General features: G+C 75.9%; 22 protein-coding genes and 2 pseudogenes. 17 read left to right on the forward strand and 7 right to left on the reverse strand.

Annotated elements, in window-relative coordinates:
- Nucleotides 1-135 precede the first annotated feature (135 nt).
- Both ACYQBY_RS01565 and ACYQBY_RS01570 read right to left on the reverse strand, forming a co-directional pair.
- A complete protein-coding gene (locus ACYQBY_RS01565) occupies nt 136-1734 on the reverse strand; it encodes a hypothetical protein (protein WP_459642051.1) in 1599 nt (532 codons plus the stop codon).
- Nucleotides 1735-1799: 65 nt separating this feature from the next.
- Nucleotides 1800-2198: an RNA-binding S4 domain-containing protein gene (locus ACYQBY_RS01570; protein WP_459642052.1), complete on the reverse strand. Its 399-nt coding sequence runs from the start codon at nt 2196-2198 to the stop codon at nt 1800-1802.
- A gap of 83 nt (nt 2199-2281) precedes the next feature.
- Between ACYQBY_RS01570 and ACYQBY_RS01575 the strand changes: the two genes are divergently transcribed.
- Nucleotides 2282-3055 (forward strand): phosphotransferase, encoded by a 774-nt coding sequence (locus ACYQBY_RS01575; protein WP_459642053.1) that lies wholly within the window; start codon nt 2282-2284, stop codon nt 3053-3055.
- 55 nt (nt 3056-3110) lie between these two features.
- On the opposite strand, the gene ACYQBY_RS01580 is transcribed toward ACYQBY_RS01575, so the two are convergent.
- Nucleotides 3111-3890, reverse strand: a complete 780-nt coding sequence (locus ACYQBY_RS01580; protein ID WP_459642054.1) for a sporulation protein — start codon at nt 3888-3890, stop codon at nt 3111-3113.
- Between the two features lie 239 nt (nt 3891-4129).
- Here ACYQBY_RS01580 and ACYQBY_RS01585 point away from each other — a divergent pair, with 239 nt between their 5' ends.
- A complete protein-coding gene (locus tag ACYQBY_RS01585) occupies nt 4130-6214 on the forward strand; it encodes a putative bifunctional diguanylate cyclase/phosphodiesterase (RefSeq protein ID WP_459642055.1) in 2085 nt (694 codons plus the stop codon).
- Between the two features lie 91 nt (nt 6215-6305).
- Here ACYQBY_RS01585 and yidD read toward each other — a convergent pair whose 3' ends face one another.
- Nucleotides 6306-6584, reverse strand: a complete 279-nt coding sequence (gene yidD / locus ACYQBY_RS01590; protein WP_459642056.1) for a membrane protein insertion efficiency factor YidD — start codon at nt 6582-6584, stop codon at nt 6306-6308.
- Between the two features lie 79 nt (nt 6585-6663).
- On the opposite strand from yidD, the gene ACYQBY_RS01595 reads away from it, so the two are divergent.
- From ACYQBY_RS01595 to ACYQBY_RS01630, 8 genes and pseudogenes are all read left to right on the forward strand, one after another.
- Nucleotides 6664-7278: a maleylpyruvate isomerase N-terminal domain-containing protein gene (locus ACYQBY_RS01595; protein WP_459642057.1), complete on the forward strand. Its 615-nt coding sequence runs from the start codon at nt 6664-6666 to the stop codon at nt 7276-7278.
- 127 nt (nt 7279-7405) lie between these two features.
- Nucleotides 7406-8170 (forward strand): DUF899 family protein, encoded by a 765-nt coding sequence (locus ACYQBY_RS01600; protein ID WP_459642058.1) that lies wholly within the window; start codon nt 7406-7408, stop codon nt 8168-8170.
- 78 nt (nt 8171-8248) lie between these two features.
- On the forward strand, nt 8249-9034 hold the full coding sequence (locus ACYQBY_RS01605) for a PhzF family phenazine biosynthesis protein (RefSeq protein ID WP_459642059.1): 786 nt from the start codon (nt 8249-8251) through the stop codon (nt 9032-9034).
- Between the two features lie 104 nt (nt 9035-9138).
- Entirely contained in the window at nt 9139-9648 is a 510-nt protein-coding gene (locus tag ACYQBY_RS01610) for an FBP domain-containing protein (RefSeq protein ID WP_459642060.1), read from the forward strand.
- Nucleotides 9649-9697: 49 nt separating this feature from the next.
- Nucleotides 9698-9838 (forward strand): annotated as a pseudogene (locus tag ACYQBY_RS01615) (GNAT family N-acetyltransferase); the annotation flags it as partial.
- A 270-nt stretch (nt 9839-10108) separates the two neighbouring features.
- Nucleotides 10109-10396 (forward strand): nucleotidyltransferase domain-containing protein, encoded by a 288-nt coding sequence (locus ACYQBY_RS01620; protein ID WP_459642436.1) that lies wholly within the window; start codon nt 10109-10111, stop codon nt 10394-10396.
- Nucleotides 10397-10615: 219 nt separating this feature from the next.
- Nucleotides 10616-11422 carry an alpha/beta fold hydrolase gene (locus tag ACYQBY_RS01625; RefSeq protein WP_459642437.1) on the forward strand — a complete coding sequence of 269 codons (807 nt, stop codon included), beginning with the start codon at nt 10616-10618 and terminating at the stop codon, nt 11420-11422.
- A 32-nt stretch (nt 11423-11454) separates the two neighbouring features.
- Nucleotides 11455-12021, forward strand: a complete 567-nt coding sequence (locus tag ACYQBY_RS01630; protein WP_459642061.1) for a dihydrofolate reductase family protein — start codon at nt 11455-11457, stop codon at nt 12019-12021.
- Between the two features lie 100 nt (nt 12022-12121).
- On the opposite strand, the gene ACYQBY_RS01635 is transcribed toward ACYQBY_RS01630, so the two are convergent.
- Nucleotides 12122-13015, reverse strand: a complete 894-nt coding sequence (locus ACYQBY_RS01635) for a hypothetical protein (protein ID WP_459642062.1) — start codon at nt 13013-13015, stop codon at nt 12122-12124.
- Complete coding sequence (locus ACYQBY_RS01640; RefSeq protein ID WP_459642063.1) at nt 13012-13560, reverse strand: RNA polymerase sigma factor; 549 nt, start codon at nt 13558-13560, stop codon at nt 13012-13014. The genes ACYQBY_RS01635 and ACYQBY_RS01640 overlap by 4 nt, the downstream gene beginning before the upstream one ends.
- 131 nt (nt 13561-13691) lie before the next feature.
- Between ACYQBY_RS01640 and ACYQBY_RS01645 the strand changes: the two genes are divergently transcribed.
- The 4 genes and pseudogenes from ACYQBY_RS01645 to ACYQBY_RS01660 all read left to right on the forward strand — a co-directional run bounded on the left by ACYQBY_RS01645 (nt 13692) and on the right by ACYQBY_RS01660 (nt 16328).
- Nucleotides 13692-13943, forward strand: a complete 252-nt coding sequence (locus ACYQBY_RS01645) for a type II toxin-antitoxin system Phd/YefM family antitoxin (protein ID WP_459642064.1) — start codon at nt 13692-13694, stop codon at nt 13941-13943.
- The gene (locus tag ACYQBY_RS01650) at nt 13940-14311 is read left to right on the forward strand and encodes a type II toxin-antitoxin system VapC family toxin (protein ID WP_459642065.1); all 372 of its coding nucleotides are present in this window, start codon (nt 13940-13942) and stop codon (nt 14309-14311) included. The genes ACYQBY_RS01645 and ACYQBY_RS01650 overlap by 4 nt, the downstream gene beginning before the upstream one ends.
- Nucleotides 14312-14476: 165 nt before the next feature.
- Nucleotides 14477-14698, forward strand: a pseudogene (locus ACYQBY_RS01655) (hypothetical protein); the annotation flags it as partial.
- A gap of 613 nt (nt 14699-15311) precedes the next feature.
- Nucleotides 15312-16328 carry a tyrosine-type recombinase/integrase gene (locus tag ACYQBY_RS01660; RefSeq protein ID WP_459642066.1) on the forward strand — a complete coding sequence of 339 codons (1017 nt, stop codon included), beginning with the start codon at nt 15312-15314 and terminating at the stop codon, nt 16326-16328.
- Between the two features lie 25 nt (nt 16329-16353).
- Here ACYQBY_RS01660 and ACYQBY_RS01665 read toward each other — a convergent pair whose 3' ends face one another.
- Entirely contained in the window at nt 16354-17859 is a 1506-nt protein-coding gene (locus tag ACYQBY_RS01665) for a glutamate-cysteine ligase family protein (RefSeq protein WP_459642438.1), read from the reverse strand.
- Between the two features lie 202 nt (nt 17860-18061).
- Between ACYQBY_RS01665 and sigK the strand changes: the two genes are divergently transcribed.
- The 3 genes from sigK (at nt 18062) to ACYQBY_RS01680 (ending at nt 20862) form a co-directional block, all read left to right on the forward strand.
- Nucleotides 18062-18649 carry an ECF RNA polymerase sigma factor SigK gene (gene sigK / locus ACYQBY_RS01670; RefSeq protein ID WP_459642439.1) on the forward strand — a complete coding sequence of 196 codons (588 nt, stop codon included), beginning with the start codon at nt 18062-18064 and terminating at the stop codon, nt 18647-18649.
- A complete protein-coding gene (locus tag ACYQBY_RS01675; RefSeq protein WP_459642067.1) occupies nt 18646-19581 on the forward strand; it encodes an anti-sigma factor in 936 nt (311 codons plus the stop codon). Before sigK ends, ACYQBY_RS01675 begins: the two co-directional genes overlap by 4 nt.
- Before the next feature lie 120 nt (nt 19582-19701).
- Nucleotides 19702-20862, forward strand: a complete 1161-nt coding sequence (locus tag ACYQBY_RS01680) for a lytic transglycosylase domain-containing protein (RefSeq protein WP_459642068.1) — start codon at nt 19702-19704, stop codon at nt 20860-20862.
- The last annotated feature ends 39 nt before the right edge of the window (nt 20863-20901 follow it).

The following is a 20901-nucleotide window of genomic DNA, read 5'->3' on the forward strand; positions in this document are numbered from 1 at the left end:
GCCGACACGGTCACCGCCGCTCCGGCCGGCATCGCTACGGTGGACGCACACCCTCCTGGCTCGCCTGACCCGCACGACGTAAGCACAGCTATCGGTACCAATAAAAGTTGCGGCAATGTCTCGGCCACCGGCGTCTCAGCGGCGCCGACGCCGCCGGAACACCACGAACAACGCTCCGAGGGCGGCGGCCGACCCACCCACCGCGGTCAGCACCGGTGCGGCACCTGCGTCCGCACCGGCTTTCGCGCCGGCCCCGGGGGCCACCGGCCGCGGGGTGTCGTGGCGGGCGGGGGAGACGTCGGGGGCGGTGCGCAGGCCCGCGGCGGGTTGCGGGCCCGTGGGCACGACCGTGAGGCCCTCCAGGTCCAGCCGGGCGGGCAGCGCCACCTCCTGCGGCGTGGAGCCGTCGCCGGGCAGGACGTGCAGGGCCGTGGTGGTGGTGCCGTCGTCGTGGGGGCCGGAGCCGGAGGAGGGGTTGGCGAACCACTCCTCCTGCCAGCTCCACAGCCGCCCCGGACCGGCTGCGCCGGGGGCGGTCGCGAGCGCGGCGAGGGCGGGTACGCGGTGCGTCTCGCGCAGTGCGGTGTCGTGGAAGACCACCGTGGTGTTCCACGCGTCGTCGCGGACGGCGACGCCGAGGTGGTCGCCCGCCCACGCGGCGTCCACCGCCCCGGGCAGCTCGGCCGTGACGGGTGCGGTGGGGGTGTCGCGGTCGAGGACCCAGAGGGCCGGGCGGCGGATGTCCTGCCCGGGCTCGGGGACGCTGCCGACGACGGCGACGCGGCGCCCGTCCGGGGAGACGGCCACCTTCCCGGAGGCGCCGGGCGGCAGGTCCGCGAGGTCGGTGGCGGCGCCGGTGCGCAGGTCCAGCGAGCGCAGCCGCACCGGTGCCGCGGGGCCGTGGTCGGGGCCGTCCGCAGAGCCGAGGACGAGGCTGCGGGTGGGGTCGCGCGGGTCGCGGGCGCCGAGGTCGCGCAGGGCCCCGGTGGCGAGGCGGGTGTCCCCGGTGGGGGTGTCGCGCACGACGGTGTGGGGGCCGCCGTGGCCGAGGGCGAGGGTGAGGTCGTCGCCGGCCGGGTCGGTGCACAGCCCAGCGAAGAGGCGGGGGGCGTGGCCCTCGCGGACCACGTCGAGGGTGGCGAGGTCGCGGACCTCCCAGCGGGCGAGGTTGGGGTCGCCGTGCTCGTAGTGGTCGTCGTAGGCGGTCTGCCGGACGACGAGGACGCGGCGGCCGCCGGGGCAGACGTCGAGGACGTGGCTGACGTCGCGCCCGCCGTAGCCCAGGGGCCGTCCGTCCGCGTCGAGCAGGACGAGGCCGGCGGTGCGCAGGCCGGTGGCGGCGACGGCCGCGACGGGCCCGGTGCCGTCGGGGGCGGGCACGGGCCCGGAGAGGGCGTGCAGGCGGGCGGGGTCGAGGTGGGAGCAGGGGCCGGTGACCCAGGTGCCGCCCTCGCGGTGGACGAGGACGGCCTGCGTCCCGGTCGGCGGGCCGGCCGCACCACCCATGGGGTCCTCGTAGCGGACGCGTTCGCGCGGGGAGGCGTGGACGCCGAGGGACCAGTCGACGTCGAAGTCCTCCGCGCCTCTCCAGCGGCCCACCAGCACGGTGCGGCCGGTGCGCAGCGCGTCGCGCTCGGAGGGCGTGGCGCAGGAGGTCGCCGCGGCGGGGGCCGCCCGGGACCAGGAGGTGGCCGTGAGCAGGCCGGCGGCGAGGGCGGTGGCGGTGAGCGCCACAGCGGCGCCGGGAGGACGGGGCACGGCGCTGGGACGCGGCGGGCGCCGCGGGCGTTCCGGAGGGCTCACGGGTCCCTGCCGCGCAGTCGTTCCAGCTCGCGCCGCTCCCGCTTGGTGGGGCGGCCGGCGCCGCGCTCGCGCAGGACCGGGGCCACCACGAGTTCCGGCGGGGGCGGTGCGGGGGTGCGGTCCAGGTAGCACTCCACCGCGAGGGGGGCGCCGAGGCGGCGCTCGACGACACGGGCGACCTCGACGATGCGATCGCTGCCCTCGGTGCGCACGCGGACCTCGTCGCCGGGCCGGACGGTGGTGGCCGGTTTGGCGCGTTCGCCGTTGACGCGCACGTGCCCGGCGCGGCAGGCGTCGGCGGCCAGGGCGCGGGTGCGGGTCAGCCGCACCGCCCACACCCAGCGGTCCACGCGGGTGGCCGCCGCTGCCGCGGGTGCAGCCGGGGTCGTGCTCACGTCGCCCTCACGTCGCCTCCTCGCCCCGTCAACGGTAGCGCCCCTGCGGGGTCCCCGCCCGGGCCTGCTGGGACAGTGGGGTGGTGGTGTACCTCCCTGCGCTGGACAACCTGGAACTGGACGACGTGGTGGCCCCGGCGGCGGTGCTCGCGCTCGCGGGGGGTGAGCCGCTGCGCCCGGTGTGGCGCAACGAGGCGGGCGGGCTGACGTTCGAGGTGGGTTCGGGGCGGGCGCGCCGGTTCGTGAAGTGGGCGCCGGCGGGCAGCGGGCTCGACCTGGCCGGGGAGCGGGAGCGGCTGGCGTGGGCGGGGGGTTTCGCGGTGGTCCCGCGGGTGCTGGGTGCCGGCTCCGACGCGGAGGGGGCGTGGCTGGTGACGGTGGCGCTCACCGGCACCAGCGCGGTGCTGGAGCCGTGGCGCTCACGTCCGCAGGTGGCGGTCGCGGCTCTGGGGGCGGGGTTGCGGCGACTGCACGAGCAGCTCCCGGTGGAGGGCTGCCCCTTCGACTGGTCGGTGGGGTACCGGCTGCGCACGCGCCTGCAGCGCCCGCGCAGCGAGGAGTCCCGCCGGCGTGTGGAGGACTTCCCGGCGCCACCGCCGGTGGACCGGCTGGTGGTGTGCCACGGGGACGCGTGCGCCCCGAACACGTTGCTGGGTGAGGACGGGGTGGCCGGCGCGCACGTGGACCTGGACGCCCTGGGGGTGGCGGACCGCTGGGCGGACCTGGCGGTGGGTTCGTGGAGCACGGAGTGGAACTACGGCCCGGGCTGGGAGGAGGCGTACTTCTCCGGGTACGGGATCGCCCCGGACGCGGAGCGCATCGCGTACTACCGGGCGCTGTGGGCGCTGGAGGAGTGAGGCTCGCGCGCCGGCCGCCCCCGCTGGGCTGTGGGGGCGGCCGGCGCGGTGCGGGTCAGAACCAGCCGCGGCGGGCGCCGAGCTGGCGGACCTGCTGGTCGAGGAACCCGGCGAGGCGCTGCACGTCGGTGTCGGTGTGGGCGAAGCGGACGCGGGCGAGGGCGTCGTGGCCGGAGGTGAACACCCCGCCGCGGCGGTCGGCCTCGAGGACGACGTCGACCCCGGCGGGGTCGGCGAGGAAGGTGACCTCGAGCTCGTTGACGTTGCCCGCGAGGTGGTGGGGGGGCAGGAACTCGACCTCCTGGTAGAACGGCAGGTCGCTGCCGGGGACGCGGCCCTTCTCGACGTCGGCGCTCTTGAACCGGAAACCGAGGGAGCCCAGGGCGTCGAGGACGGCCTGCTGCACGGGCAGCGGGGCGATGGTGACGGGGTCGAGGTCGCCGGGGTCGACGGCGCCGGCGATGTCGACGGTGGTGCGCACGCCGATGTTCATGCCGCGCAGGTGCCAGCCGCCGACTGCGGTGACGGGGCACTGCCACGGCACGGTGAAGGTGAAGGGGATGCTGCGGCGCTGTCCGGCGTCGAGGCGGAACGCGCCGGCGACGGGCTGGGTGCCGAAGGAGACGTTCTCGCGCCACTCGCCGTCGTCGTGCTCGACCTCGACGGTGGCCTCCAGGGCGACGCGGACCTCGCGCACGTCCTGCTCGACCTTGCCGCCGGTGACGTGCACCTGCCCCGTGACCTGGCCGCCGGGGGTGGTCACGGGCCTGTCCAGGACCGTCTCCACCGAGGCGCCGCCTGCGCCGAGGCGCGCCATCATGCCGCGCAACACCATCTGTCCGTCCTCCCGCTCGCCCGCCGCCGGTGTGCACCGACGCTCGTCGTCAGCATGCCCGACGCCCCGGCGGCGGTGGGGGTTCCCGGGCGGTCCAGGTTCCGGGCGCGGGAAGGGCGGGTTCCAGGGGATTGTGCCCTGGATTGGTTGCTCAGCGTGACACTTGACATACTTTCGGTCGCTCGCGGTGTGGCGAGGGCGTCACCGGCCGTGCGGAGCGGGGGCGGTGACGTCGGGCGATGGACGATGAGCTCTTCCGGCTGTTCGTGGACGCGGTGCGCGAGTACGCGGTCTTCATGCTGGACGCGCAGGGGCGGGTGGCGTCGTGGAACGCCGGGGCGGAGCGCATCAAGGGCTACCGCGCCGAGGAGGTCCTGGGGCGGCACTACTCCCTCTTCTACACCCCCGAGGCCCGCGCCGCCGGTGAGCCGCAGCAGCACCTGGCCGCCGCCGCGGCCGCCGGGCACGAGCAGTACGAGGGCTGGCGGGTGCGCGCCGACGGAAGCCGCTTCTACGGGGTGGCGGCGCTGACGGCGGTGCGCGACCACGAGGGGCGCCTGCGCGGCTTCGGGAAGGTCGTGCGCGACGACACCGAGCGGCGGCGGGCCCAGCAGGAGCTGCGGGAGAGCGAGGAGAGGTTCCGGCTGTTCGTGGACGCGGTGCGCGAGTACGCGATGTTCGTGCTGGACGCGCAGGGGCGGGTGGCGTCGTGGAACGCCGGGGCGGAGCGCATCAAGGGCTACCGCGCCGAGGAGGTCATCGGCCGGCACTACTCCCTCTTCTACACCCCCGAGGCCCGCGCCGCCGGTGAGCCGCAGCAGCACCTGGCCGCCGCCGCGGCCGCCGGGCACGAGCAGTACGAGGGCTGGCGGGTGCGCGCCGACGGAACCCGCTTCTACGCCGACGTGTCGCTGACCGCGCTGGCCGACGGGGAGGGGCGCCTGCAGGGTTTCGGGAAGGTCGTGCGCGACGTGACGGAGCGGCGCCTGACGATGGAGGAGCTGGCGCACCGCTCCACCCACGACGCGCTGACGGGCCTGCCGAACCGGGCGCTGCTGCTGGACCGGGCCCGCAACGCCCTGGGCCGGCTGGCGCGCACCCCCGGGCGGGTCGGGGTCCTGCTCGTCGACCTCGACAGGTTCAAACCCGTCAACGACACCTTCGGGCACGACGCGGGGGACCGGCTGCTGGTGGAGGTCGCGCAGCGGCTGCGGCACACGGTGCGCCCGGAGGACACCGTCGCCCGGCTGGGTGGGGACGAGTTCGTGGTGCTCTGCGAGAACCTCGACGGGGACCTGGCGGGCCTGGAGGTGGCAGGGAGGATCGCGGCAGCCTTCGCCGAACCCGTGGACCTGCAGGGGCACCGCCTCGCACCGGCCGCCAGCATCGGGGTGGCCACGAGCACCGACCCCGCCCAGGACGCGGACGGGCTGCTGCGCGACGCGGACGCCGCGATGTACCAGGCCAAGCGGGACGAGGACGGCGCCGCGGTGCGCGTGCAGCTGTTCGACCCGGGGGCCCGGGCCGCGCTGGCACGCAGGCTGGAGCTGGAGCACTCCCTGCGGCACGCCCTGGAGCGCGGGGAGCTGCACCTGGAGTACCAGCCCATCGTGGAGCTGGCCAGCGGGCGGGTGGCCTCCCGGGAGGCGCTGCTGCGCTGGACCCGCTCGGGGGTGGGGGTGGTCGCGCCGCCGGGTGAGTTCGTGCCGGTCGCCGAGCGCACGGGCCAGATCCGGCCGCTGGGCTCGTGGGTGCTGCGGCAGGCCTGCGCGCAGGCCGCCGCGTGGGCGGCGCACCGCGGGGGCGGGGCGCCGCCGGGGGTGTCGGTGAACCTGTCGGTGCGCCAGCTCAACGCCGGCCTGCTGGCCGAGCTGCCGGCGGTGCTGGCGCAGACGGGTGCGGACCCGGCGGCGGTGTGCCTGGAGCTGACCGAGACCTCGGTGATGACGGACGTGTCCGCCTCGGTGCGGCTGCTGGGGGAGCTGAAGGCGATGGGGGTGCAGCTGGCCGTGGACGACTTCGGCACCGGCTACTCCTCGCTGAGCTACCTGCAGCGCCTCCCGGTGGACGTGCTCAAGATCGACCGCACGTTCGTGGACGGGCTGGGCTCGGAGGCCGGGGACACCGCGATCGTCTCCGCCACGGTGCGGATGGCGCAGGCCCTGGGCATGGAGGTCGTCGCCGAGGGGGTGGAGACCGCGCTGCAGGCCGAGCGGCTGCTCGCGCTGGGGTGCGACTACGCCCAGGGCTGGCTGTTCGGGCGGCCGCAGCCGGTGGCGCCCTGCCCACCGGATCTCGCTGTGCGGCAGGGCGCCGGCACCTGAGGCCGGCCGGTCAGGGCGCCGCGAGCGCGGACCAGCGGACCACGACGGACTCGACGGGCTCGACGTCGCGGGTGGGACCTCAGCAGCGGGATCAGAAGCGGAAGGGGATGGGGATGGGCCCGCAGCAGCACACCCCGCGCACGTCCGAGGCCATCAGCAGCGCCGCCGCCCGGTAGCAGGCGTGGAACTGCGCCACCATCAGCAGCGCACCGCGCACCGCGCCGCGGGTGCGCAGCAGCTCCCGCGCCACGGCGGAGCACGAGGGGCCCCCGTGCGCGACGCGGTGCGCGCAGGAGTAGCCCTTCCGCGGGGACACGGTCCGCTGGTAGAGGGCGACGAGGCTGTCGGCTGCTCCGGCGGCGAGGCTCATGCAGCGACCGTAACGGCCACGGCGGCGGCGCACCTCCCGGCGCTCCCCGCACCCGCGCCCGGCGTCGTAGCCTGCCCGCATGAGCTCCCCGTGGGAGGTGTCCTGCATAGCCTTCGCCGACGCGGCGGCCTGGTTCGTGCGCACCGCCGCGCTGGTGGGGCAGCGGTGGGAGGAACCGGGGCTGGGGGAGTGGGACGTGCGCGCCCTCACCGGTCACACCAGCCGTTCCCTGCTCACCGTGGAGGAGTACCTGGCGCGGCCCGCGGCCGGTGTCGAGGTGGACTCCACGGCCGGCTACTACCGCGCGGTCCGCGAGCTGGCCGCGGGCCCGGGCGTCGCGGAGCGCGGGCGGCGGGCGGGGGTCGCGCTCGGCGCCGACCCGGCGCAGGCGGTGGCGGAGGTGGCCGCGCGGGTGGTGCCGCTGGTGCGCTCCCGGGACGGCTCGGAGCTGCTGACGACCCTGGCCGGTGGCATGCGCCTGCGGGAGTACCTGCCCACCCGGACCTTCGAGCTCACCGTCCACACCAGCGATCTGGCCGTCGCGCTGGGGGTGGCGCCGCAGGTACCCGCGAGCGCGGCGCGGCAGAGCCTGGCGCTGGTCGCGGAGCTCGCGCTGGACGCCGGTGTGGCCGGGCCGCTGCTGCTGGCGGCCACCGGCCGGCCGCTCCCGCCCGCGGGGTTGTCGGTGCTGTGACGCCCCCGGGGCCGGTGCCCGCCTCCCACCCGCGTGCGTCGGCCGGTCCGGTGCCCGGCAGGTTCCGGCGATGAGTTCGCAGGCCGGGCGGGGTCAGCAGTGGTGGACACCCCGAGAGGAGACCACCATGACCGCCGCCCGCCTGCCCTTCGAGCCCCTCACCGCCACCGCCGCCCCCGATGTCGTGGACCGCGAGGCCTGGCTGGAGGCCTGCGAGACCCTGCTGGTGCGGGAGAAGGCCCACACCCGCGAGGGCGACGCCCTCGCCGCGGCGCGCCGGCGCCTGCCGATGACACCGGTGCCCGCCGGTGCCCGCGTCGTCGGCCCCGCCGGGCCCGTGCCGTTCCTCGACGTCTTCGAGGGCCGCCGCCAACTCCTGGTGTACTTCCACATGTGGCACGACGGGCAGCCGCCGGAGGGGCAGTGCGAGGGCTGCACGTTCTTCACCGCCAACGTCCAGCGGCCGGAGTACCTGCACAGCCGGGACGTGACCCTGGCGGTGCTGTGCCAGGGTCCCTACGAGGAGAGCAGGGCGTACGCGGACCTCGTGGGCAACCGCCTGCCCTGGTACTCCGCGCGCGATGCGGAGGACCTCCTGGCCGGCCGCGGCTTCGGGTTCCTCGCCGCCTACCTGCGCACCGGGGAGGAGGTCCACGAGACGTGGTGGACGACGGGGCGGGGCACCGAGGCGATGGCGTGGAGCTACGGCCTGCTCGACCGCACCGTGTACGGGCGGCAGGAGAGCTGGGAGGACTCCCCGGACGGCTGGCCGCAGGGCGCCGACGTGCACGGGGGGCAGTTCCGGGTGGCCGGGCGCCCCACCATCCAGTGGGCGAGCACCGACGCACCCGCCGCGGGCGGCTCCGACCAGCACCGCGCCGCCTGCCACTGACGCCCCCGCCGTCCGCACCGTCCACGGCCGCGCGCGGAAGGCGCCCCGCTGCGCTGAGCGGCGCTCTACGCTGCCGGCGTGCGGGTCCCCCACTTCCAGGTCGACGCGTTCGCCTCCCACCGTTTCGCCGGTGCCCCCGCCGCCGTGGTGGTGCTGGACGCCTTCCCCGGCGACGCGCTGATGCAGGCGGTCGCGGCGGAACGCGGCCTGGCCGAGACGGCGTTCCTCGTGCCGCACGCGGGCGGGTACCGGCTGCGCTGGTTCACCCCGACCGTCGAGGTGCCCCTGTGCGGGCACGCGACCCTGGCGGCGGGCGCCGTCGTCGCCGAACGGCTGGAACCCGGCCGTTCGAGCGTCGCCTTCGACACCGCCAGCGGGCCGCTGGGCGTCCACCGCGAGGGCGCCGGCTACCGGGTGGACCTGCCCGCCCGCACCGTGCGCCCCGTCCCGGAACCGCCGGGGCTGGCCGCCGCCCTCGGCCTCACCCCGGTGGAGACCGCCGACGACGGCGGCAACCACCTGGCCCTCCTCCCCCGGGCCGAGGACGTGCGCACCCTCGCACCGGACCTCGCCGCGATCGCGCGGCAGGAGCGCACCGGCGTCGTGGTGACCGCGGCGGGGGACGGCGAGCACGACTTCGTCAGCCGGTACTTCGCACCGGCCAAGGGGATCCCGGAGGACCCCGTCACCGGCGGGGCGCACTGCGCGCTCGTGCCGTACTGGGCGGCCCGCACCGGCAGGGACACCTTCCTCGCCCACCAGGCCTCCCCGCGCGGCGGCGAGCTGGGTTGCCGGCTCGACGGTGACCGGGTCCACCTGCACGGCTCGTGCGTGTTCTCCTCCGAGGGCCACCTGGAGATCTGAGCCCGGTCACCGGGACAAACCGGTTGCCCCGGTACACGGGTGAGTGGCTGAATGCTCCGCCGGACGTGGCCGCACCGGCCGCGCCGCCGGGAGGGGAGCAGACCGTGGAAGCGCTGTCGCCGCAGGAGCTGCGGCGTTCCTTCGTCAACGCCTCGCGCAGCCAGGTGGCGGCGATGACCCTGCCACCGGGGCTGGGCGCGCTGGACTGGGACACGCACGACTACCTGGGCTGGCGGGACGCGAAACTACCCGCACGCGCCTACCTCGTCGCGCCCCTCGGGTCGCGGGTCGTCGGTGTGCTGCTGCGCACCCCCGGCGTCACCAGCGGGCGCCGCAGCGCCTCCCTGTGCGAGCTGTGCCGCGCCGCCCACCGCTGCGACGACGTCAGCCTCCAGGTGGCGCCCCGGGCCGGGGCACCGGGGCGGGACGGCAACACCGTCGGGACCTACATCTGCGCGGACCTGGCCTGTTCCGCCTACGCCCGCGGGCTGCGCGAGACGGACCTGACGCCGGCCGAACCGCCGGGTCCGGAGCGTGTCGCGCGCCTGCAGCACCGCCTCGCCGTGTTCCTGGGCCGTGTCCTCGGCGAGCACAGGCAGGGCGTCGCGGGCTGAGCCGCCCGGCGTGCCTGCCCGCGCCCCGTGCCCGGGCGGGACCCACCGCGTGCGCCACGACCACCGCGGGCAGGGGCTGGGCGCGGCGGTGGTGCGCTGGGCGCTCGCCGAGGCGCAGCGGCGGGGCTGCGCCCTGGTGCAGCTGACCAGCGACAGCAGCCGCGCAGCGGCGCACCGCTCCTACGGCCGTCTCGGTTTCACCGCCTCGCACACCGGTTCCAAGCTCCACCTCCCCGACCGCCCTCATCCGCACGGTCCGAGCCGCCACCCGAGGACGCGAGGTGCGTGGCGCCGCCCCTCCCACCGTGCCGCCCGGGGACATCGTGACACTGCGACAGCACGCCCTCGCTGCGGCCGCCACCGCGCGCTGGGCACCGCGCGCTGGGCACCGCGCGCGGCGGGCGGGCGAACTCCTGCAGCAGGTGCAGCAGCACCCACGCGAGGGTCGGCTTGCCGCCGGATGGCCGATCCAGCAGGGCGGCAGGTGGACCTGCACGTCATCCGCCTCGGCGGGGACGGCACGGGCTGGTACGGACCCCACGGGCAGGCGTACCCCACCTCCTCCCTGACCGGCACCGGCAACATCGCCGGACGGGCGGTGCGGTGCCTGACCGCGGAGTACCAGGTGGATTCACACACCGGGTACGAGCACGACACCGACGACGTGCGCGACGTCCTGGCCCTGCACGAGCGTTTCGGTGTCCCGCTGCCGGAGCAGTACCTCACCCGCTCGCCGGACGAGGGCTGACCGCGCCTGGTCGCAGTGCTCAGCCGTCGGTGCGGATGCGGGCGTGGAGCAGCACCCCGCGGCGGCGGCGAGAACCCGCACAACCTCTGCGGGAACTGGTCTACGGTCAGCGACGCCCGGACACCGGCCGATCGGAGGGTCGACGTGCAGCGCCTGCAGGTGCGCCGTGAGGACGTGACCCTGTCGTACCTGGACTCCGGCGGTCCCGGGCCGGTGGTGGTGCTGCTGCACGGCCTGGCCGGCAGCGCCCGGGAACTGGCGGGCACCGCCGAGGCGCTCAGCGACGGCTACCGGGTCCTCGCCCTGGACCAGCGCGGCCACGGGCACAGCACCCGCCGCCCCGCCGACACCTCCCGCCGCGCCTACGTCGACGACGTCGCCGCCCTCCTCACCACCACGGCCGGTGGCGGCCCCGCCTCGGTGGTGGGGCAGTCGATGGGCGCCCACACCGCGCTGCTGCTCGCCGTGGCACCCGCACCTGGTGCGGCGCCTGGTGCTGCTGGAAGGCGGCGTCGGCGGCGGAGCGCAGGACCTGTCGGCACAACTGGGGAGCTGGTTCGCCGCCTGGCCGGTGCCGTTCCCGTCCCGGCAGGCGGCTGTGGAACACCTCGGCGCAACACCGGTCGCGGCGGCGTGGGCGCAGGACCTGCAGGAGCGCGACGACGGGTTCCGGCCACGCTTCGACGCCGACGTGATGCAGGCGGCCATCGCGGCCGTGGCCGAGGTCGCACGCTGGCCGGAGTGGCAGCAGGTACGGGCACCCACGCTGCTCGTGCAGGCCGAGCGCAGCAGCCTCGACACCGCGGAGATCGAGCGGATGCTCGACATGCGGCCGGAAACCGGCCACGTCCTCGTCCCGGACGCCGGGCACGACGCCCACCTCGACCAGCCGCGAGCGTGGACACGGCTCCTGCGCAGCCACCTCGACACCCCCGGCGAACACGGCCGGGCCGGGGGAGGGTCACCGGCCTGAGCGCGCCCGCAGCGCGGCGTCGGTGGGCCTTGCCGGGGGTGCTGTGCCGGTGAAGACTGAGAACCTCGTCCGGTCGGAGGCAGTCATGGGCAAGCTCATCTACGCGGCCAACACCTCCCTCGACGGCTACCTGGAGGACGAGGACGGCTCCTTCGACTGGGCGGTGCCGAGCGAGGAGGTCCACGCCTTCTGGAACGAGCACGAGCGGGGCATCGGCACCTCGCTCTACGGCCGGCGCATGTACGAGGCCATGCGCGTCTGGGAGGACGACGACTGGTTGACCACCGAAGCGGCCGTCGTCCGCGACTACGCCCGGATCTGGCGCGAGGCCGACAAGGTCGTCTACTCCTCCACCCTCGCGGAGGTCTCGACGGCGCGCACGAGGATCGAGCGGCACTTCGACCCCGAGGCGGTGCGAGCGCTCACGGAGGCCTCCGCCCTGGATGTGAGCGTCGGTGGCGCGGCCCTGGGGGCGGAGGCGTTCCGGCACGCCCTGGTGGACGAGTGCGTGCTGCTCCTGCACCCCGTGAGCGTCGGCGGCGGCAAACCCGCGCTCCCCGCTGGTGTACGTCTCCACCTCGAGCTGCTGGACCACCGACGGTTCGACAACGGCGTGGTGTACGTGCGTCACGCCGTGCGCACCAGGACCTGACCTCCGCGACCCGACCTGCGGTCCCCCCGGAGAAACCGGGGTCGTAGGTGACCGGGTCGACGCCCCTCACGCGCGACCCCCGGAGCGCGGAGGCGCCAGGTCAGCGGGGTCTGGTGCCGGCGGCATCACGGATGATGCTCCCGTCGCTCAGGGTGAGGTCGTAGGTGAGCACCGGGGCGGAGCGGTCCTCACCGCTGGGTCCCGGCGCCTCCCCGCCGAAGGCGCGCCCGGGCCACCAGGCCACGTAGCGGCCCTCCCGCACCGAGGCGTGCACGGTGTGGTCGCCGGCGTGGATGGTGACGCCCACCACGTCGACGCCGGCCGCGCCGCCGGTGATGGAGACGTGTTCACCGCTGGGAACCCGGCTCTGGGAGATCGCGCCCTGGGTGTAGCCGCGCGCCGGGGCCTTTAGCGCGGGCATGTCGCCGCCGCCGACACCGGAGGAGATGACGTCGACGTCGCCCGTGCCGGGGACGTTGCGGGCCAGGCAGAACCCGGACACGTCCGGGTTCTGCGTCCAGTACAGCAGGGCCAGCACGTCACCGCGCCGCTCGGCCAGCTGCAGCCGGGCCCGGTCCAGGTCGAGGTGCCCGTCCCCGTCCAGCCCGTCCCGGCAGGCCGGTCCGGCCAGGTCGACCTCCTGCTGGGTCAGTGGTGCGGGGGTGGGGGTCCAGGACGCGAAGGCCATCTCCTCGGTGCCGCCGCCGTCGAGCACGCTGATACCGGCGGCGGCCACGGCGGCGGCCGAGGCGAGCAGGACCAGGCGGCGGGAGCGGGCGTGGTCCCCGGCGCCACGGCGCCGGGGGACCGGCTGCCGCGCCCCGGATCGGGCGGTGCCTCCCCGCGCCGGGTCCGCGCCGCAGGACGCCGGCCGCGCCACGATGGCCTCCAGCGTGCTCCAGGCGCGCTGCTGCTGCACGGCGTCCAGGGCGGGGGCGGCGGCGTCGAGGGATCGCAGCACGGCGTCGAGGTCGCGGTCGCGCGGTGTGCTCATGGCTGGTTCTCCAACTGCACGCGGGTGGGTGCGGGGTGGTCGAGGTGTCGGCGCAGGGCGCGGCGGGCGCGCATCAGCCGCAGGCGGTAGGAGGCGGCGGTGATGCCGAGGACCCGGGCGGCCTGCGGTGAGGTGAGGTCCTCGAACAGGTGCAGCGACAGCGCCTCCTGCTCCGTCGCGCTCAGCTGCCGCCAGGCCGCCGCCACGTCGAGGCGGCGCGCGACGAGGTCGGCCTCCACGTCCTCCACCGGCTCCTGCGCCGGCAGGACCGTGGCGAGGCGGACGGTGAGGGCGTGGCGCCGGCCGTCCCCGCGACCGGCGTTGAGCAGGCAGTGCCGGGCGATACCGAACAACCACGCCCGCGCATCGTCCAACCGGGGCGGGACCTCCTCCAGGCGCCGCCACACCACGAGGAAGACGTCGGCGGCGACGTCCTCGGCGTGGGAGGGGTGCACCCGGCGCCCGGCGAAGCGGAGGACGTCGGGGTACGTCTCGGCGTACAGCGCCCGGAAGCGCGCCTCCCGGTCGGGTCCCAGTGGTCTCACACCCCCTACCTGTCCGGCACGTCGGCGAGTGTTGCAGCGGCGCGGCCAGGTGCTGCTCCGAGAAGGCCCCGGCGCTCGGCATGGGAGTGACACACCTCGACTTAGTCCGACTTAGTCCATACCCTGGGCTCATGACGCAGACCGTGAACGTGCACGAGGCCAAGACGCACCTCTCACGCCTGCTCGAAGCGGTCGAGCGGGGTGAGGACGTGGTGATCGCCCGTTCGGGCAAGCCCGTCGCCCGCCTGGTCCCGGCCCGCTCGCGCGGAGCGCGTCGACCCGGGTCGTGGAAGGGGCAGGTGGTCATCGCCGCCGACTTCGACGAGACCCCCGATGACCTGCTGGCGGCCTTCCACGACGACGTGGAGCCGCAGGCACGGTGAGCCTCCTGCTCGACACCCACGTCCTGCTGTGGTGGCTGACCGACGACGAGCGCCTGCCCGAGCGCATGCGCGACGCCCTGGCGGAGGGGGAGACCGAGGTGCTCGTCTCGGCCGCCTCCTCCTGGGAGATCTCGATCAAGGCGGCCCTGGGGAAGCTGACCGTGCCGGACGGCCTGCGCGAGGAGCTGCGGCAGCAGGGCTTCACCGAGCTGCCGGTCACCGTCGAGGACGGCCTGGCCGCAGGCGCGCTGCCCCGCCACCACGACGACCCCTTCGACCGCATGCTCATCGCGCAGGCCGCCGGGCGAGGTCTGCAGCTGCTCACCGTCGACCGGCGCTTCGGCGACTACGACGTCCGGCTGTTCTAGGGGCGGCCCCTTGTGCACGGATCGCGGGAGATGATCGCGCGGTGGGGGAGCGAGATGGCGTGCCGCTGCTGCTGGTGCGACACGGACAGCAGATTCGTGACGGTGACGACGGTGAGCTGACGCCGGTCGGGCACCGGCAGGCCGCGGCGCTGGCGTCGGCAGTGGGCCTGCGTCGTGCACAGCGGCGTGATCGATGCCGTGCTGCGCTGGGCCTTCGGCGCGGGACCCGAGCAGCCCTGGACGACCGGAGCCGACGTCGCACACGCGTCGATCACCGAGCTGCGGCACTGGCCGGCGGGACGACACCCCGGCGGGGCTGCGCGCCACACGCTCCTGATCAGGATCGGTGATGCCGGGCACCTCCCGGCGGAGCTGCGCACCGGGTGAGGCGCAGCGCGCGGCCACCGGGGCAGCGGGAGAGCGGGGACCGACCGCCGTAATGACATAATGTGCATTATCGGCGATTGATGGAAGTGGCCGGCGTGAGGCGGAAGGGGCTCCCGGAGGCCCCGCCACGACACTTCGTCCTGCACCCTCCGCGCACCCGGCGGCATCCCGCGTGCGCGCCGACCAGCCGCCGGCATCCCGGCACGACACCCGGACCCTCAGCGCCACACGAACAGCGCCACACGGGAAACGCCACACCGGACGACGCCGGGCCGGATCCGGCGCACCGGCCGACCCGGCCCACCGGATCCCGCCAGGTCCCACCGAGCCCGACCGGGCCGGGCGACGCCGGGCCCGGGCACCGCGAACCCCCGGCGTGACACCCCGGGCGTTCCCGCGCCGGAAGGAACCAGGTCCGCGCACGCGCACACACGGGCCCGCAGCACGTCCGGACCGCCCCGACGCGGCCCGCCACCGGCAGGGGCCAGCGCCACGAGTTCCGCATAATGGTGAATATGCGCACGCCGTACCGTCGCCGCCGGGGACTTCCGAAGTCGTTGCGCCGCAACGGATCAGGTGGACAGAACCCTCGCCTCTCCCCTATCGTGGAACCGTGCCCGCCCCAACCTTCTCCGCTCGCGGGCACCTGTCGCCGGCCACTCCCCTGACGGACGGCGCCGACGCCTACATCGAGGCACGCCTGCCCCGCAAGGACTCCCCCCACACCGTCGCCGCGCAGCGCCGGGACCTCACCGTCGTCGGCCGCCACCTCGCCGACCACCTCGCCTCTCCCCCGGCGGACCTGCGCGTCGGCGACCTGCACGTGCGTCCCCTGCGGGCGGCGTTCGCGGCCTTCGCGGTGGGCCACGCCCGCAGCTCCATCGCCCGCGCCTGGTCCACCTGGAACGGTTTCTGCACCTTCCTCGTCACCGAGGAGGCGCTGCCGGGCAACCCGATGGCCGGTATCGACCGGCCGCGCGCCGAACGCCAGGAACCCAAACCCCTGCGCGGGCAGGACACCCCCGAGGTGCTGCTGCGGGCCGTGGCGGCCGGGATGCGCCGGGCCCGCGATCCCTGGCCCGAGCGGGACCTCGCCGTCCTGGCCACCCTCCTCGTCTCCGGGATCCGCTCCTCCGAACTGCTGGCGCTGCGCGTCGGGGACCTCGTCGGCGCCGCCGGGGACCAGCGCCTGCACGTGCTGGGCAAGGGCAACGCCGAGCGCAGCGTGCCGGTGGAACCGGCCCTCACCGCCGTGCTGGAGACCTACCTGGCCAGCCGCGCCCGGCGTTTCGGCGCGGAGCGGGTCCCCGGGCCGGCGCAGTGGCTGTTCGTGGACGGCTGCGGGCGTCCCATGACGCGCAACCAGCTGCAGTACCTCGTGCGGTCCTGCTACCGGTGGGCGGGGGTGCACGACCGGGTGCTGCGCGGCTCCCTGGTGCACGCGCTGCGGCACACCTTCGCCACGCGGGTCGTGGCCAGCGGGGCCAGCGCCGTGGAGGTCATGCGGCTGCTGGGGCACCAGAGCCTGAACACCTCGCAGAAGTACATCGACGCCGGCGCCCAGGAACTGCGCAGCGCGGCCGCGGGGAACTCCTCCTACGAGGTGCTGCGCGAGGTCGGGGCCGGCTGAGGCCGGCGCCCCGCGCGGTGCCCGCTCAGCGGCGGGGCGCGGCCACCGGCTCCCACTCGTGCACCGGTGCGCCCGTGGCGCAGTTGTCCAGGTACCGCTCCAGCATCGCCACCAGCGCGCCGCGCCGGTCCAGGCCGGTGGCCTCCAGCGACCGCACCGCCTCCACCTGCCACACCGAGCCGTTGCGCCGGGTGCGGGCGCGGGCCTCCACGACCGCCAGGTACTCCCGGCGCACCGCCTCCGGCACGTCCCACCGGCGCAGGCCCTCCTCCGCCAGCGGCAGCAGCACCTCCAGCACCAGGCGCGTCACCGGCACCTCACCCACGCCCGGCCAGGTGACCGTCGCGTCCACGCCCAGGCGGGCGCAGTCCCCGAACGCGCGCTCGGCGTCGGCGAAGGCCATCCGCTCCTCCACCGGCTCGTCCGAGTCGGCCAGGGCGCGCACCACGCCGTGGAAGAACGCCGCGTCCGCCACCAGGTCCCGCGGGGTCGGCGCCGCCGGCAGCACGCGGTTCTCCACCCGCAGGTGCGCCACGTCACCGACGACGTCGTACACGGGCCGGTTCCACCGGTAGACGGTGCCCGAGTGCAGCCGCAGCGCCGCCAGCTCCGGGGCCCGGCCGGCCTCCACCGCCGCCAGGCAGTCCTCCTGCTCCAGCACCGGCAGCAGCGAGGGGAAGTAGCGCACGTCGTCCTCGAACAGGTCCATCACGCCGCCGATCCAGCGGTCCCCGAAGAACACCCGCGGCCGCACCCCCTGGTTGCGCAGCTCCACGTTGCGGGTGTCCGTGGACTGGGTGAACAGCTCGATGCGGGTCTCGGCCCACAGGTGGCGCCCGAAGAGGAACGGGGAGTTCGCCGCGAGCGCGACCTGCACCCCGGCCACCGCCTGCGCGGCGTTCCAGCGCCGCCCGAAGTCCTCCGGGGACACCTGCTGGTGCAGCTGCACGCTGGTCCCCGCGGCCTCCGGCCCGATCGTGGGCAGGTGCAGGGCCAGGCGCTCACCGGAGCGGGGCCCCTCGATGTGCAGCTCCACGTCCTCCCCGCGGGCCGCGGTGATCGCCTCGTCCAGCGCGGCGTAGCGTGCCTTGGCGCTGCGCCACTCCCCCTCGAAGTGCTCCGGCAGCACCGTCGGCAGGATGCCCACCGGCGCCACCCGCACCCCGCAGGCCGCCGCAGCCTCCCGGGCCGCGGCCAGGGCCTGCGTCACGTCGCGCTCCAGCTGCGGCAAGCCGTCGCCGCCGAGCCCGTGCGGGGCGCCGTTCATCTCGATGTTGAAGGCCCCCAGCTCCGTCTGGAACCGCGGGTCGGCCAGGTGCTCCAGCACCTGCGCGTTGACCATGGCGGGCTGGCAGTGCGCGTCGACGAGGTGCAGCTCCAGCTCGATGCCCGCGCACGTCTCGTCGTCCGCCAGGCGACCGGCGCGCAACTGCTCGCGCAGCACTGCCAGCTCCAGGTGCAGCAGCTCCCGGAACCGGCGCCGGTCCGCGCCCGTGACGCTCCGCTGATCCACGTCCTGACCCACGGTGATCAGTGGAGCACACAGGAACCCGGGTGGCACCCCCAACCCGGGCGCTCCGGGCGGTGCTCCGAACGGGTGAGGATCACCGTCGCCCAATCCGCGGTGCCGCGCCGCGACGAACTCCTGGTGTCCCGCCGCTGGTGCGGGGCGCGGAGGTCCTTTTCCGGGCCGTCGGCGGACGCGGCGAGGAGGAGGTGCCAGAGTGACCTTCGTGACTGTCTCCAGGCACCGCCCCGGCGAGGGGCAACCCGGCCCCGAGGCGGCCGAGGAACTCCTCCAGCGTGCCGCGCAGGGAGACGACGACGCCTTCGCCGCCCTCTACGACGCCACCTCCTCCGCCGTGTTCGGCACCGTGCTGCGCGTGCTGCGCGACCCGGCGCAGAGCGAGGAGGTGTCGCAGGAGGTGTACCTCGAGGCCTGGCGCACCGCCGCCCGTTTCGACCCCACCCGCGGCAGCGCCCGCACCTGGCTCGTCACCATGGCCCACCGCCGGGCCGTGGACCGGGTCCGCTCCGCACAGGCCAGCACCGACCGCGACGAGAAGGTCGGCCTGCGCGACCAGGTCCGCCCCTACGACAGCGTCAGCGAGACCGTGGAGGGCAACCTCGAGCGCGAGGACGTCCGCCGGGCCCTGTCCAGCCTCACGACGGTGCAGCGCCAGGCCGTCACCCTCGCCTACTACGGCGGGCGCACCCACACCGAGATCGCCCGCGAGCTCAGCCTCCCGCTGGGCACCGTCAAGACCCGCCTGCGCGACGGGATGATCCGCCTGCGCGACGCCCTGGGGGTGGCGCGGTGAGCGGCCACAGCCCCTGGGACCCCGGCCGCGACCGGCAGCACCAGCCCCACCACGACCCCGACCGCCACCCCGAGCACAACCCGAGCGACGACATGAGCCACGGCACCGACGACAGCACGCACCGCGACGCGACGAGGACAGAGGAGGTGGACGACGTGCACACGCTGGTGGGCGCCTACGCGCTGGACGCACTGGACGAGGGCGAACGCGACTCCTTCGACGCACACCTCGCCGGCTGCGACGACTGCCGCGCCGCCGTCGCGGAGTTCTCCGACACCGCCGCCCTCCTCGGCGAGGCCGTCGCCACCCCCGCCCCCGCCTCGCTGCGCGCCTCCGTGCTGCAGGCCGTCGCCCGCACCCCCCAGGACACCCCGCACGGCCGCGGCTCCGGCGGGTGGGGCGCGGGTACCGCCGCGCCCGTCTCCCTCGACGAGCGCCGCGCCCGCAGGCAGGGCCGCCCGCCCCGCTGGCAGCTGGCCCTGGCCGCCGCGTGCAGCGCCGTCGCGCTCGCCGCCACCGGCTGGGGCTGGACGGCCTCCCAGCAGGCCGAGCAGGCCCGCCTCGAGGCGGCCGACGCCACCGCCGAGTCCCAGCGCATCGCCGAACTGCTCACCGCACCGGGCAGCCGCGTGCAGAGCGTCACCGGCAGGCAGGGCGCGACCGCCACCGTCGTCCGCTCCGGCTCCCAGGCCGTCGTCATCGGCGCGGGCCTGCCCGCGGTGGGCCCCGGCCGCGGCTACCAGCTCTGGCTCATCGACGACGGGGACATCCGGCCCGCCGGGATGTTCGAGCGCGACCGCGCAGGCCACTACACCGCCTACGTCGACGACACCGACGGCGTGCCCACCCTCGGGGTCACCGAGGAACCGGCCACCGGCTCCGAGCAGCCGACGTCCGAGCCGGTCCTGGCCGCCGACATCTCCCAGGCCTGACTCCCCGGGCCTGACACCTCCAGGCCTGACACCCCCGGGTGCGGCCCCGCCCCGGGGCCGCGCCCACAGGGCCGGCACCGCGGGGTCAAGGTGCGGCCCCCGGCTGCCGACACCTCCCGGGTGAGGACAGGGACCCGGATCCGCGCCGCCGCGGCGGCCTGCGCCCTGGTCGGCGCCACCGTGACCACCGGGGCCCTGCACGTCCTCCTCGCGGCCCCCGCCGCCGCGCAGAGCGCCGAGCAGGCCCGCCGCGCCGTGCAGGGCGCCACCGCCAGGGTCGACGCCCTCGACGGCCGCGTGCGCGACGTCCGCTCCGCCCTGGACGCCCAGCAGGCCGAGATCGGCCGCGCCGTCAGCACCGGCATCCGCGCCCAGGTCGCCGAGGACACCGCGGCCCGCGACGCCGAGGACAGCCGCCGCTCCCAGGCCCGCCGCGTGCGCGACCTCTACATGGGCGGCACCACCCTGCAGGCCTCCCTCGGCCTGTGGCACGCCGCCCTCACCGGCGCCGACGTCCTCCTCGCCCAGCGCGGACAGCAGCTCACCGTGGACGCCGCCCTCGACCGGGACACCCGCGAGGCCGACGACGCCACCCGTCACCGGGAGACCGCCGAGGCGGCCTCCGCGGCCGCCGACACCCAGACCTACGCCGCCATCGCCCGCGTCCGCGACCTCGCCGACGCCTCCGCCGCCCTCACCGACGAGCTCGCCCGTGCCGAGGCCGACGTCGCCGCCCTCAGCACGCGCGCCCGCGACCTCGAGGCCGCAGAGGCCGCCGCGGCAGCGGAGGCGGCCCGCAAGCTCGCCGAGGCCCGCGCCGCCGCCGAGGCCGCGGCCTCGGCCGCCGCCAGCGCCGGTGCCGCCGCCACCTCGAAGGCCACGGCGCGCCCCGTCGCCGCGGACTACGCCCAGCTCTACGCGGGGGCGGCGCGGACGTGCCCCGGCATGCGGGTCAGCCTGCTCGCCGCCGTCGGGCAGGTCGAGAGCGGCCACGGCCGCAACACCGGCCCGTCCTCCGCCGGCGCGATCGGCCCCATGCAGTTCATGCCCGCCACGTTCGCCGCCTACGGCGTCGACGGCGACGGCGACGGCACCGCCGATGCGTGGGCCCCGGCCGACGCCGTGTACAGCGCCGCGAACTACCTGTGCCGCAACGGTGGCGGGCACGGCCGCGAGGCCGAGGCCCGGGCCCTGTGGCACTACAACCACGCCGACTGGTACGTGCGGATGGTGCAGCGCATCGCGGACGAGATGGACGTCACCGGCGCGTTCGTCCGCTGATCCCGGCGGGTTCGTCCCGTCGAGGATAAAAACTTTCGA

The sequence above is a fragment of the Kineococcus anabasis genome, from assembly GCF_054590795.1.

Bases quoted from the DNA above. Each gene is read 5' to 3' on its own strand.
- ACYQBY_RS01645 (WP_459642064.1), top strand. From the start codon at position 13,692: ATGACGCAGACCGTGAACGTGCACGAGGCCAAGACGCACCTCTCACGC.
- yidD (WP_459642056.1), bottom strand. From the start codon at position 6,584: ATGAGCCTCGCCGCCGGAGCAGCCGACAGCCTCGTCGCCCTCTACCAG.
- ACYQBY_RS01630 (WP_459642061.1), top strand. From the start codon at position 11,455: ATGGGCAAGCTCATCTACGCGGCCAACACCTCCCTCGACGGCTACCTG.
- ACYQBY_RS01600 (WP_459642058.1), top strand. From the start codon at position 7,406: ATGACCGCCGCCCGCCTGCCCTTCGAGCCCCTCACCGCCACCGCCGCC.
- ACYQBY_RS01620 (WP_459642436.1), top strand. From the start codon at position 10,109: ATGGCCGATCCAGCAGGGCGGCAGGTGGACCTGCACGTCATCCGCCTC.
- ACYQBY_RS01580 (WP_459642054.1), bottom strand. From the start codon at position 3,890: ATGGTGTTGCGCGGCATGATGGCGCGCCTCGGCGCAGGCGGCGCCTCG.
- ACYQBY_RS01585 (WP_459642055.1), top strand. From the start codon at position 4,130: ATGGACGATGAGCTCTTCCGGCTGTTCGTGGACGCGGTGCGCGAGTAC.
- ACYQBY_RS01595 (WP_459642057.1), top strand. From the start codon at position 6,664: ATGAGCTCCCCGTGGGAGGTGTCCTGCATAGCCTTCGCCGACGCGGCG.
- ACYQBY_RS01635 (WP_459642062.1), bottom strand. From the start codon at position 13,015: ATGAGCACACCGCGCGACCGCGACCTCGACGCCGTGCTGCGATCCCTC.